This is a genomic window from Pseudomonas sp. NFR16 (assembly GCF_900108875.1).
Classification (GTDB): Bacteria; Pseudomonadota; Gammaproteobacteria; order Pseudomonadales; family Pseudomonadaceae; genus Aquipseudomonas.
In genome coordinates, this window is record NZ_FNYJ01000001.1 from 307,182 (window position 1) to 320,376 (window position 13,195).

The following is a 13,195-nucleotide window of genomic DNA, read 5'->3' on the forward strand; positions in this document are numbered from 1 at the left end:
AGCGTGTACGCAGAGCGTCGAAGCGTCCAGACGAATGCAGCCTGCCAGTGGTTTTAATTCATCGTTGTTCGCAGTTCGCCGGCGAATCTTGCGCCGACATATGGATTACACATTCGGGTAGTTAATGTCCTACGAAGCGTTCGGAACAGGGCTACCGGAGTCGGTGCATGTTGCAGTACTGCGCAGTCGGTGAATCAGCGATGGTGCTGCAGGGGTCTTGATCCCTTGTTGCTCGTAACCTGTTGTTGCTGAGCATGGCGGTAGCGTTGTCCCCCATGCCCCAAGGAGATACACATGTCGATGGACCTTGCCGCGTTGCTCTCGCCTCAGAACCGGCGTCTGTTCAAGTTCAACAACCTTGCCAATCCTGAGCAGCAACTGCTCATCGAATCCTTCAAAGGGCGCGAGGGCTTATCGCAGGCCTACAGCTTTGAACTGCTGCTGGTCTGCGAAGATTCCGGGGTTGAGCTCAAGTCCATGATGGGCCAGTTGGTCACCATCGAAATCGAGCTCGCCTCTGGTTCGCCACGTTATCTGGCCGGTTATCTCACGCGCTTCGCCAGCATCGGCAGCGACGGCGGCATGGCCCGCTATACCGCAACGCTGAATCCCTGGTTCTCGATGCTCAAAAACCGCTTCGACACGCGGATTTTTCAGGGCAATACGGTCGAGGAAGTCGTCACCCAAGTGTTCGCGCTTTGCCCGGCGTTCTCCCGCCATGAGTTCCGTCTGACCAAGCCTCAGAAGCGCTACACCTACATCACCCAATACCGTGAAACCGACTTCAATTTCGTCCAGCGCCTGCTGGAAGAAGAAGGGATGTTTTACTACTTCGAGCACACCGCCGAAGGCCACACCATGATCATCTGCGATGACTCCAGCACGCTGGTGCCATTGCCTGAACAGCCGCAGATCCGCTTCCACACCGCTTCCGTCACCGAGACCGCAGACTCCATTACTCAATGGAGCGGCAACCGCCAACTGCAGTCCGGCAAGATCGCCGTCCAGACCTTCGATTACCGCCAGCCGAACAACCGGCTGCCGGTGACAATGAACAGCCTGAACAAGCAGGGCAATGTCGAGAACTTCGAGATCTACGACTTCCCCGGCCAGTACACCCACGGCACCTATGACGAGGGCGAGGCGCTGGTGCGTCTGCGGGTCGAAGCGCTGGAACTCAAGGGCAAAAGCTTCAGCGGCGCGAGCAACTGCCGTGCGATGAAGCCTGGCTACACTTTCGAGTTGTTGCAGCATTACGACCACGATCAAGGCTCGGCCGAAGACCGTCAGTTTCTGCTCATGGGCGTTGAAAGCGAAGGCCACAACAACTACCTCAACGGTCATCCCGCGAGCTACTACAACACCTTCACCTGCGTGCGCAAAAAGATCCCGTTTCGTCCGCAACTGTCCACGCCGCGCCCGACGATTCCCGGCCCGCAGACCGCCATCATCGTCGGTCCGCCCGGCGAAGAAATCTTCACCGACGAATTGGGTCGGGTAAAAATCCAGTTCCACTGGGATCGCAATGGCCAGTACAACGACCACAGCTCCTGCTGGGTGCGCGTCGCCCAATCCGGCGCCAGCGGCGGTTTCGGCAGCATCCAGATCCCGCGTGTGGGTGACGAAGTCGTGGTCGTCTTCCTCGACGGCAACCCCGACCGCCCGCTGATCATGGGCAGCCTCTACAACAGCCAGAACACCCCGCCGTGGTCGCTGCCGGCGAACAAAACGCAGAGCGGGTTTTTGACGCGGTCGATGAAGGGCGACGGCGGCACTGCGAACTTCTTCCGTTTCGAAGACAAGTCCGGCGCCGAGCAGATCATCATGCACGCCGAACGCAACATGGACACCGAGATCGAGGTCGACGAGAGCCATCACGTCGGCGCGAACCGGACCATTACCGTGGGCGGCACTCACACCGAGACGATCAAGAAAGACACGGTGATGAACGTGCAGGAAGGCTCGTTGACGATTCAGGTCGACAACCAGTTCATCCAGGTCAGTGCCAAGCAGCACATCATTCTTCAGGTGGGCGAGAGCAGCATTACGCTGACGCCTGATGGAATCGAGATCAAAGGCAACACGATTTCAACGGTGAGCACTGGTACGACGCAAATCACCGGCGCGCCAGTGCGCGTCAACGATTAAGGTGTGACCGATGACAAGGACCAGCATCTATGACCGCATCTCCGAGCGTCGTCTGGCGCTTGAAGAGGCGGCGCGTGTTGAACAGCAAAACCCATTGCCGGTAGCAGAGCCAGAACCGGAGCCTGAGCCGGTCGTGCCACTGCGCGATGTGCCCAGTCGCTTCAGCTTCGGCGGCTTCGACCTGTCCCTGCCCGATAGTTTCAGATTCCGGGATATACAGACAACCATTGAGCACGATGGCGAACCCGTGGTGCTTACGATCAAGCGACGCGATGTGCGCGAAGGGGCGACGCTGGACGTTCTGCTGCAAGACGCCATGCAGACCTTTCGCAAACTTTATCCTCAGTTGCGGGTTATCCGTGAGCGTGACTGCTCACTGGCGGGCAGTCCCGCGAAAGCCGTGGATTTTCACTTCACGATGGGACATGCAGAGCGACATGGCAGGCTAGTGGGCGGCATCGTTCCAGTGGCTGACGGCCAAACGTCGCAGTGGCTGAGCCTTTCGTGCGTGATTGACCCGGTCAAACCCAGTCTGAGCCTCTGGCTCGTCGATTTCGACAATATGCTCTCAGGCATGGCGACCCGCTGAACCCGATTTACTGATCTCAGGAAAGAATTTCAAATGGACTATGAGTTGCAGGAAGGCAGCATCGCGCTGCCGCAGGGATTTCAAGACCGCACCGTCAACATGTTTGTATTGGGTGCGAGTATCCCGGCCCCGTTGAGCATTACCATTTCGCGCGACAACCTGCTGCCCTCTGAAACCCTCAAAGCCTACGTCGACAGGCAGGTAAAAATGCTCGCGTCCAAGCTGCGTGGCTACACGCTGCTGGGTAAAAAAGCCGTAGCACTGTCGGCCGTGGCGCCCATCGACGGGGTTCAGATCGACGCGTATTACATGAACGAAGGACGACCTCTCTATCAGCGCCAGGCCGCATTCCTCATAGAGCCTGGGCGTGCGCTGATATTTTCAACCACCGCGCAAGCTGACTTCAGCGCGCAGCAGAATCAGGACTGGGACGGCTTGCTCGCCAGCTTCCAGCCCCGCCAGAGCGACCCGGCCGCGCCCGACTCCAGCGAACAGGAGTAACGCTCATGTTCGAAGCTGCCCGGTTCGGCGATGACATTTCACATACCAGCGCCCTTGGAGGGTTTCTCCTCGGCGCTGCGTTGGGTATTGCACTGGTCGCGACCGTCGCCATTGCGACCTTCACGTGCGGGTTCGGCGTCGCGCTTTTGGCGGGTCTTGCAGCAGGCGTCGGAGGTAGCCTGCTCACCGCCGCAGGGGAGGCGATAGGGAGTATGTTCTCATCGCCCTCCGGGACGATCGTGACAGCCTCACCCAACGTTTTCGTCAACAGCCGGCAGGCGGCTCACGTTGCTCTAAGTCTGGGAGCATGTAGCAAACATCCGGGGCCGGTTCAGGTCGCCGAAGGTTCGACAAACGTATTCATTAACAGTACTGCGGCGGCGCGCAAGGGCGACAAGATTACCTGTGGCGCGACCATTTCGAGCGGCTCGAACAATGTGCTGATCGGTGGTGGCACCCAGCGATATCTCCCGGTTGACGATGAAATCCCTGGCTGGCTGCGCACCACTGTAGACATATTGATGGCTGTCGCCGGCGCGGCGGGCGGTATCGCTCAGTTGATCAAGGCCGGCACCCAGGCGGGCATGAAGGCCGTCATGCCATGCGTGATGAAGTTCACTGCGGGCTTTGTCGCGGGCGAGGTCGCCAGTCGTTATGTAGTCGGACCTGCCATTGAACGCGCCGTGGGCGGACTCACGGGTAACCCGGTCGACATGACCACTGGGCGCAAAGTCATTCCGGATGAAACCGACTTCAGCCTGCCGGGACTGATGCCCATCGAGTGGTCGCGCTTCTATGCCAGCGACCTGACCGTGGACAGTGTCCTGGGGCGTGGCTGGGTATTGCCGTGGGAGCAAAACCTGCGTCGCAGTGGCCGATTCGTCTACCTCACCGACAACCAGGGCCGTAGCGTGCCTTTCGTTGATGTTCAGGCGGGAGAGCGGGTCTACAACCCTCATGAACAGGTCTATCTGGTTTGCACAGAGGGTGGGCATTACCTGCTTCAGACCCTCGACAACATCTTTTTCTACTTCGGCGAAGTCCCGGACAACGACACTCGCGTGCCTTTGCAGCGTATCGAGAATGCTCTCGGGCATTTTCTGCATTTTACGCGGACCGTCGACGGTACGCTGACCGACATCAGCGCCACCGGTGGCGTTAGGGTTCACCTGCACTACGACAATCCGTTAGGCCGCCTGACCGACGTGAAGCGTGTGGTCGACAACGAGGCCGTTGAGACGCTGGTCCAGTATCGCTATGACGACAACGGCCAGCTCATCGAAGTCATCAACCGCAATGGCGACTCGATGCGGCGTTTCAGTTACGCCGAAGGCGTCATGGCGACCCACAGCAATGCGTTGGGGCTGAGCTGCAACTACCGCTGGGAAACCATCGACGGCCAGCCGCGCGTGGTCGAGCACTGGACCAGTGATGGCGAGCACTTTCACTTCCGTTACGACTTCAAGCAGCGCACTTCATGGGCGACGGACGTGCTGGACCGAGAGCTGGAAGTCCACTACAACACAGATCATCGCGTCATCGCCAGCCGTGACTACGGTGGCGAACACTACAAGATCGACATAGACGACAGCGGTAATATGACCGGTCTGACGCTGCCGGACGGCAATCGCCTGCAGCTCGAATACGACGACTATTCGCGACTCATCGAGGAAACCGACCCCCTGGGGCGCAGTATCAAATACACGTATCACCATCTGACCACGCTAGTGTCGTCGGTTTCGTATCCAGACGGCAGCGTCTGGCAGGCGCGCTACGACGACAAGGGCAACCTCATCGCCGAAACCGACGCCCTCGGCCACAAAACCGAATACCTCAACAGCGACGACGGCCTGCCGCATACCATCATCGACGCGACGCGCAAGTCTAAATATCTGTGGTGGAATGGCCTGGCTCAGGTCGAGCGCTTTCAGGACTGTTCGGGCAAAAGTACCTTCTACACCTACGACGACCGCGCTCACCTGATCGCTGTCACCGATGCGTTGAATCAGACTACCAGGCTTGAGCGTAAGCCCGACGGCGAAGTACTGCGCATCGATCACCCGGACGGTACTGCCGAGTCTTTTACCTACAACGCCCTCGGCCAGGTGCTGACGCACACCGACGGCAAAGGTCAGACCACGCGTCTGCTGCGAACCGCGCGCGGATTGCCGAGCAGTCGCCAGGACGCCAAAGGCCAACGCATTCGCTACGAGTACGACAAGGCCATTCGCCTCACTGCACTGGTCAATGAAAACAACGCTGCCTATCAGTTCGCCTACGACGCCTCGGATCGCCTGATCGAAGAAAAACGCATCGACAACCTGACGCGCCGTTTCAGCTACAACCTTGGTGGGCATCTGACGCGCGTCGATGAAATCGGCTACGGCGACCGGGCAGAACGACCACAGCGCAGCACCGAATTCGAACGCGATTCGATTGGCCGTCTGCTCGCCAAACTCAATCAGGATGCACGTCAGGATTACACCTACGACGATGTGGATCGCCTGTTGTCGATTGCGCGGCTGCCTACAGCGATCGGCAAGAAACTCGGCATTGGGGAAGAAACGCTCACATTCGAGTACGACCTGTTGGGCCGTCTGATCAAAGAGACCACGCCCCAAGGCGCGCTGGACTACGAATACGATCCGCTGAGTAACCTGACCACGCTGACATTGCCGACAGGCCAGCACCTCAACCATCTGTACTACGGCAGCGGCCACCTGCACCAACTCAACCTCGATGGCCTGCTTATCAGTGACATGGAACGCGATGACCTGCACCGCGAGGTGCTGCGCACTCAAGGCAAGCTCACCAGTTGCTTCGGTTACGATGCGATGGGCCGCAAAGCGTGGCAATTCGCATCGACGATGCCGGCTGACAAGCTCTCGCAGATTCACAATCCCGGCGACAACAGCCTGCTGGTTGAACACGGCCAGAACCCGATTCATCGCCGCTACGAATACGACCCGGCTGGCGAACTGATCCGCACTCTCGACAAACTGCGTGGCGAGATCAAGTACGAATACGAAGCCAACGGCCAGTTGCACAGCCGCGATACGAGCAGACTCGTCGACAGCGAAGAGTTCAGGTACGACGCGGCCGCCAACCGACTGAACTTCAACACCAGCCAGTTCGACCAGGTCAAAGACAACCGCAGCAAGCGCTGGCGCGATCAGGAATATGCCTACGATGCGTGGGGCAACCTGATCGAAAAGCGGGTAGGGCTGAACACGCTGCAGTCCTTCAGCTACGACTGCGAAAACCGGCTCGTGAAAGCTGAAACGTTGGTGAACGGCAAACTGCAAGGCATCGGAACCTACCGTTACGACAGCCTTGGACGGCGCATCGGCAAGACGTCCGAGATAAACGGCCAGACCGAACACAAGCATTTTCTCTGGCAAGGCCTGCGGATGCTGCGCGAAGAAACGCCGTGGCAGAGCAGCCTGTATGTCTACGAGCCGCGAAGCTATGCACCTCTGGCGCGAGTGGACCAAAACGAAGGCGAAGAAGAGAAAAAGCTTTACTACTTCCACACCGACCAGATCGGCACGCCGCTGGAGATGACGGACGTTGATGGGAGCATTGTCTGGCAGGCCACCTACAAGGCTTGGGGTGAGATTGAGGCGCTAGCAGTCAACGGGGTCGAGCAGAATCTGCGGTTCCAGGGACAGTACTTCGACGACGAAACGGGGCTGCACTACAACACATTTCGGTATTACGATCCGCAGGTGGGGCGGTTTATTACGCAGGATCCGATTGGGTTGGATGGGGGCGTGAATCTTTACAGGTACGCCCCTAACCCTGTTAGCTGGATCGACCCATGGGGATGGGCCTTCAAAGGTGTTGATTTTACAGGCTCACCTGATTTGTTTCCCGTGACGGGGAATCAGAAAAACATTGTGTCTATCACTATGCAAGGTGCGAGGGGGAGAGACTTCACACAGGCCTATAAAGAAGCCGGGATCAAAGCATCGGGAGCAGACGATTACACTTGGCATCACCTCGATGATTTTGATCCGAAAACTGGCAAGACAACCATGCAACTGGTTAAAACGTCTGCGCATGAGGCGACCTTCCCCCACGGGGGATCTGTTTCGCAGTTCGAAAAACATTTTGGATTGCCTTCTGGTTCATACGGAACCGCGGATGCAGTTGGTATTTCCCATTCTAAAGGCTGGTTAAAGGGGCGGGCTCCTAAATCCCTCTCATCAACATGTTAAAATAGAGGTTTACTCGATGACAATCCTTCACTTTTCTAAGTCGGGCACAGCAATAGAAGATTTTGATCTTATTGAGTTGCAGAAAGTTATCAGGCATGAACTGCCAGATAGTTTTAAAAAGTTTTTCTTAAAAAATAATGGTGGCGTGCCTGACCGAGATTGGTGGGACAGTGGCGATGAGTATGAACCAATTAGAGTGAAGAAATTTAAATCTGTAGCTGTTGCGGGCGCAGATGACGCCGGGGAAACAAAATATCTAGGCGGCTGTTATCTGGCTATGACGTCTAGAGAGGTTGTGCCTCAAACGTTACTACCATTTGCGATCGATGATGGTGGAAATTTCTTTTGTTTGGATCTGTCCGATGGCAATGTCTGTTTTTACGCTATCGATGCATTTGACTCTGATAGCAGTTTTTCAACTAATCACGCTAGGGCTTATCGATGGTTGGCAGCATCATTTGAAGCGTTCATAAATGGCTTAGTCAATGAGTCCGAGGTGGATATTTAAATTAGATTGGGTCCTCAGCCTGCGCAGTAAATGACTTTATAGCAAAGGCTTTAATTGCCATTCCAATAATTTTAAGGCCGCAAACCCTGCATTGACTTGCAGTCTCGACAACCACCGCGGCGAGATCAAGTACCAATACGAAGCCAACGGCCAGTTGCACAGCCGCGATACGGGCAGACTCGTCGACAGCGAAGAGTTCCGCTACGACGCGGCCGCCAATCGACTGAACTTCAACACCAGCCAGTTCGATCAGGTCAAAGACAACCGCATCAAGCGCTGGCGCGATCAGGAATATGCCTACGATGCGTGGGGCAACCTGATCGAAAAGCGAGTAGGGCTGAGCACGCTGCAGACGCTCGCCTATGACTGCGAAAACCGGCTCGTCAAAGCTGAACGTTGGTGAACGGCAAACTGTAAGGCATCGGAACCTATCGTTACGACACCCTTGGACAGCGCATCGGCAAGACGTCCGAGATAAACGGGCAGACCGAACACAAGCATTTTCTCTGGCAAGGCCTGCGGATGCTGCGCTAAGAAACGCCGTGGCAGAGCAGCCTGTATGTCTACGAGCCGCGAAGCTATGCACCTCTGGCGCGAGTGGACCAAAACGAAGGCGAAGAAGAGAAAAAGCTTTACTACTTCCACACCGACCAGATCGGCACGCCGCTGGAGATGACGGACGTTGATGGGAGCATTGTCTGGCAGGCCACCTACAAGGCTTGGGGTGAGATTGAGGCGCTAGCAGTCAACGGGGTCGAGCAGAATCTGCGGTTCCAGGGACAGTACTTCGACGACGAAACGGGGCTGCACTACAACACATTTCGGTATTACGATCCGCAGGTGGGGCGGTTTATTACGCAGGATCCGATTGGGTTGGTAGGTGGATTCAACCTATATCAATACGCGCCGAACCCGCTCGGTTGGCTGGACCCATGGGGGTGGGCGTGTATCCCGAACAAAATTTCAGGAACAGCTAGAGAGGCGCGTGTAGGCAAAAAGCTGGACGCTACATTTGGCAAAGAAAACGTGCTCCGTGAACGATATCTTAGAGGAGCAGACGGTAAGATTGTGAAAGGCCCCGACGGTACTGCCCGGCGGGTGGATTTCGTGGTCAAACGTAGAGACGGGAGTTGGTCACCAATTGAAGTCACTAGCAAAACGGCAGATAAAACGCTTCAGATAACTAAAGAGTCAGAAATTCGACAGCTAGGCGGCATGTACGTTAGAAATCCAAAAACTAGAGAGTTGATAGAGTTGTCCGATGTCTCGCGATTAATAAGGGTGGAATGATGGTGGATCTTGTAAAATTCAGTGTTCCTTTGCTTTACAGTAGAAACAAAAACCTGGAGTACAAGAGCAATATTATTGAGATGTCGACATCTCTGCTCGGTTTTTTGAAACAGGAAAATCTAATAAAAACGGAACCATTTACTACAAGCGGCGACTTGAAGATGGATTTCGAGCTGAGAGAATCTGAAATTACGCCGGATGGCCTAAAGATGTTTAAGGATGCGATACCTAAGTGGTGGAAGAAGATAGATCAAGGATTGGATAGGTCTGATATCGAATATTTGAAGGCCTCGTTAAAAAAAATTAGGCTGGTAAGCTAGTACATAGATCATCTATATTGGTCACTCAGCAACTGAAGCAGGCACCAATTTCTTGGTGCCTCCTTTGGCTTTTTAAAGGAGTTGAACTACACAGTAGACACCGTAATGGCGGCAGACGGGGTCAAGATTGTGGTAGGCATCTCACAGCTTACTTTGCAGCAAAATTTTGTAAGCCTTCGTTTTTGGCGCTCAACGCTCAATTTCTGATGGGCTGACCACGCAATCTCAGTGACGCCAATCGTTGCATAAGGCACCGGCGGCTGTTCATCAGCGACATGGAACGCGACGACCTGCACCACGAAGTGCTGCGTACCCAGGGCAAACTCACCAGTTGCTTCGGTTACGATGCGATGGGCCGCAAAGCGTGGCAATTCGCATCGACGATGCCAGCTGACAAGCTCTCGCAGATTCACAATCCCGGCGACAACAGCCTGCTGGTTGAACACGGCCAGAACCCGATTCATCGCCGCCACGAATACGACCCGGCTGGCGAATTGATCCGCACCCTCGACAAACTGCGCGGCGAGATCAAGTACGAATACGAAGCCAACGGCCAGTTGCACAGCCGTGACACGGGCAAGCTCGTCGACAGCGAAGAGTTCCGCTACGACGCGGCCGCCAACCGACTGAACTTCAACACCAGCCAGTTCGACCAGGTCAAAGACAACCGCATCAAACGCTGGCGCGATCAGGAATATGCCTACGATGCGTGGGGCAACCTGATCGAAAAGCGGGTAGGGCTGAACAAGCTGCAGTCCTTCAGCTACGACTGCGAAAACCGCCTCGTCAACGCTGAAACGTTGATCAACGGCAAGCTGCATAGTGTCGGCACATACCGCTACGACAGCCTTGGCCGACGTGTTGGCAAGAGGTCCGAAATCGAAGGCCAGACCGAACACAAACACTTTCTCTGGCAAGGCCTGCGGATGCTGCGGGAAGAAACGCCGTGGCAGAGCAGCCTGTATGTTTACGAACTGAATAGCTACGCGCCACTGGCCCGAGTCGATCAACAGGAAGGTGAGGCCGAACAGAAGCTCTATTACTTCCACACCGACCAGATCGGCACGCCGCTGGAAATGACCGACGTTGATGGCAGTATTGTCTGGCAGGCGACGTACAAGGCATGGGGTGAGGTTGAAGCATTCGCCGTCAACGAGATTGAGCAAAACCTGCGTTTCCAGGGGCAGTATTTCGACGACGAGACGGGGCTGCACTACAACACATTTCGGTATTACGATCCGCAGGTGGGCCGGTTTATAACGCAGGATCCGATTGGATTAGAGGGAGGAATCAATCTATACCAATATGCTCCTAGTCCGGTGATGTGGCTAGATCCTGAGGGATTAACGACCTATAACACAATGCCTGGGATTGCTGGCTTTCAAAAGCATCATATTATTCCCCAACAATTTGCGGATCACGCAGTGCTGAAATCTGCAGGGATGAATATTCATGCGTCTAATAATATAATATATATTACCAAAATATGCAGAAAACCATCCGACTCGAACTGTTCATAGAGGCTCCCATCCGGCCTATAATGCAGAAGTTAGAGGTAATTTGAATGAGGTTGAAAGGGTTGGTCGTCAGCAAGGTTGGACGAAGGCGCAATATAAAGAAGCAGTTGATGGTGTTATTAGCGAAAACAGGCAGGGACTACGCAAGGGCGAAATAAAACTGAATAAAAACTCCATTAGAAAAGGGGCGTGTTAGGTGAAGATTCTGGTTCCGATAGATAGTTATCCTGAACGATATTGGCTGTCTTATGATCATAAAAACAGTATTGATCATTTAAAGTTTCTTGAATGCAGTCCGGTGTCGCCTAATGAAGGGCTCACTAAGCTAAGTTTTAAGAGAAAAGTGAGTTTGAAAGATTTTCGGAAGTTTGATTATCTTTTTAGTGATGGTCCAGATGTAGTTAGCTCACGTATTGCGGACCTGATTAGTTCTTCAGATTTTGCCAGTAATGTGCAATTTGTTTCGTGCGAGTTAGCCATAAATGGGGATGTTTATTTAGATTATTTCGTGATTAATTATCTGGTGTCTGAGGTTGCATTTGATATGGACAGGTCTCAGTATAAGCCATTGATAAAATCTGTTCCGGACGGTCCGAAAAAATTTCAATATATAGTATTGAAAGATCGAAAACCAAACAGTGGTATTTTTAGATCTGCTGAAAGTAATAGTCATGTAGTGGTATCTGATGAAGTGGCAGAATTTTTTAAGTCAAATTCTGTGGTTGGTGTAGAATTCGTGTCTGAAAAAGACGGTATATAAAAGACTCGGTTAAACTAGGTGGAGCCATCAAGGACGGATTGAGCGACTCATGGGCTTTTCGGTCTAAAAAGCTGTCGCTTACTACAAGGTTGATGGCGCGTTAGAAAGCTGCCTTATCAAGCCAACGGTCAGCAGCACAGCCGCGGTACCGGCAGGCTCGTCGACAGCGAAGAGTTCCGCTACGACGCTGCCGCCAACCGACTGAACTTCAACACCAGCCAGTTCGACCAGGTCAAAGACAACCGCATCAAACGCTGGCGTGATCAGGAATATGCCTACGATGCGTGGGGCAAACTGATCGAAAAGCGGGTGGGGCTGAGCACGCTGCAGACGTTCGCCTATGACTGCGAAAACCGGCTCGTCAAAGCTGAAACGTTGGTGAACGGCAAACTGCAAGGCATCGGAACCTACCGTTAAGACAGCCTTGGCCGACGCGTCGGCAAAACGTCCGAGATAGACGGGCAGACCGAACACAATCACTTTCTCTGGCAAGGCCTGCGGATGCTGCGGGAAGAGATGCCGTGGCAGAGCAGCCTTTATATCTTCGAGCCCGGCAGCTACGCACCCCGTGCGAGTGGATCAACAGGAAGGTGAGTCCGAACAGAAGCTCTACTACTTCCACACCGACCAGATCGGCACGCCGCTGGAAATGACCGACGTTGATGGCAGCATTGTCTGGCAGGCGAGGTACAAGACTTTGGGTGAGGTTGAAGCGTTTGCCGTCAACGCCGTCGAGCAGAGTCTGCGTTTTCAGGGTCAGTACTTCGACGACGAGACGGGGCTGCACTACAACACATTTCGGTATTACGATCCGCAGGTAGGGCGGTTTAATACCCAGGATCCGATTGGGTTAGGTAAAACTACCTATGTCCAGTTGCGGTTAAACGGAAAAATAACGATGAAAAAGTTTTTCGCCTCCGCGATAAAATGCTATGAAGACGACGAAGTCCTCACCGTCGCTTTGGGAGATGATGCCGAAGATCCGATGACTTTTTTAGTTATCACACGTTTGGACGACGAAGATAATGCTAGCGTAGAGGATGGGATTGGTCTTCTGACAGAACATGCAGAATATGAGATGTCTGGTGCAATATCCGAGGTTATTTTGGGTTTAAATAGTCTTGAAGTGGTGGTCAAGGCTGAATTTAGAGACTTTTTTGGCTGCTCAAGTATTGTTGCAGAGTTTTTACCGCAAAGTGGTGAGCTTTCCATCAACTACCTCAATTTAAGAAAATGGCTACATGATATTTTTGAGGGAAGTAAGGTGGAATGTGTTGTTTGATGAATGAATGAAATATGGAGGCTGATGATTTTGGTTGGCATGAAGATAGCGCTTTAGTTA

Annotated in this window: 8 protein-coding genes and 4 pseudogenes; all 12 read left to right on the top strand. The window is 54.0% G+C overall.

Annotation, left to right across the window (positions count from 1 at the left end; genetic code table 11):
* Window positions 1-294 precede the first annotated feature (294 nt).
* Window positions 295-2,148, top strand: a complete 1,854-nt coding sequence (gene tssI / locus BMZ10_RS01460; RefSeq protein WP_093458291.1) for a type VI secretion system Vgr family protein — start codon at window positions 295-297, stop codon at window positions 2,146-2,148.
* 10 nt (window positions 2,149-2,158) lie between these two features.
* The gene (locus tag BMZ10_RS01465) at window positions 2,159-2,737 is read left to right on the top strand and encodes a DcrB-related protein (protein ID WP_093458292.1); all 579 of its coding nucleotides are present in this window, start codon (window positions 2,159-2,161) and stop codon (window positions 2,735-2,737) included.
* Between the two features lie 33 nt (window positions 2,738-2,770).
* On the top strand, window positions 2,771-3,238 hold the full coding sequence (locus BMZ10_RS01470) for a DcrB-related protein (protein ID WP_093458293.1): 468 nt from the start codon (window positions 2,771-2,773) through the stop codon (window positions 3,236-3,238).
* A 5-nt stretch (window positions 3,239-3,243) separates the two neighbouring features.
* Entirely contained in the window at window positions 3,244-7,458 is a 4,215-nt protein-coding gene (locus BMZ10_RS01475; protein WP_093458294.1) for an RHS repeat-associated core domain-containing protein, read from the top strand.
* Window positions 7,459-7,474: 16 nt separating this feature from the next.
* Window positions 7,475-7,966 (top strand): SMI1/KNR4 family protein, encoded by a 492-nt coding sequence (locus BMZ10_RS01480; protein ID WP_093458295.1) that lies wholly within the window; start codon window positions 7,475-7,477, stop codon window positions 7,964-7,966.
* A 103-nt stretch (window positions 7,967-8,069) separates the two neighbouring features.
* Window positions 8,070-9,256: pseudogene (locus BMZ10_RS27925) on the top strand (RHS repeat domain-containing protein); the annotation flags it as partial.
* Window positions 9,253-9,576: a hypothetical protein gene (locus tag BMZ10_RS01495; protein WP_256214286.1), complete on the top strand. Its 324-nt coding sequence runs from the start codon at window positions 9,253-9,255 to the stop codon at window positions 9,574-9,576. The pseudogene BMZ10_RS27925 and the gene BMZ10_RS01495, both read left to right, overlap by 4 nt.
* Before the next feature lie 266 nt (window positions 9,577-9,842).
* Window positions 9,843-10,923 (top strand): annotated as a pseudogene (locus tag BMZ10_RS27930) (RHS repeat domain-containing protein); the annotation flags it as partial.
* Window positions 10,924-10,979: 56 nt separating this feature from the next.
* Window positions 10,980-11,096, top strand: a pseudogene (locus BMZ10_RS27935) (hypothetical protein); the annotation flags it as partial.
* Window positions 11,050-11,289, top strand: a complete 240-nt coding sequence (locus BMZ10_RS27940; protein WP_256214416.1) for an AHH domain-containing protein — start codon at window positions 11,050-11,052, stop codon at window positions 11,287-11,289. The pseudogene BMZ10_RS27935 and the gene BMZ10_RS27940, both read left to right, overlap by 47 nt.
* Window positions 11,290-11,853 (top strand): imm11 family protein, encoded by a 564-nt coding sequence (locus BMZ10_RS01510; RefSeq protein WP_093458297.1) that lies wholly within the window; start codon window positions 11,290-11,292, stop codon window positions 11,851-11,853.
* Window positions 11,854-11,958: 105 nt separating this feature from the next.
* A pseudogene (locus tag BMZ10_RS01515) lies at window positions 11,959-12,706 on the top strand (RHS repeat domain-containing protein); the annotation flags it as partial.
* Window positions 12,707-13,195 lie beyond the last annotated feature (489 nt).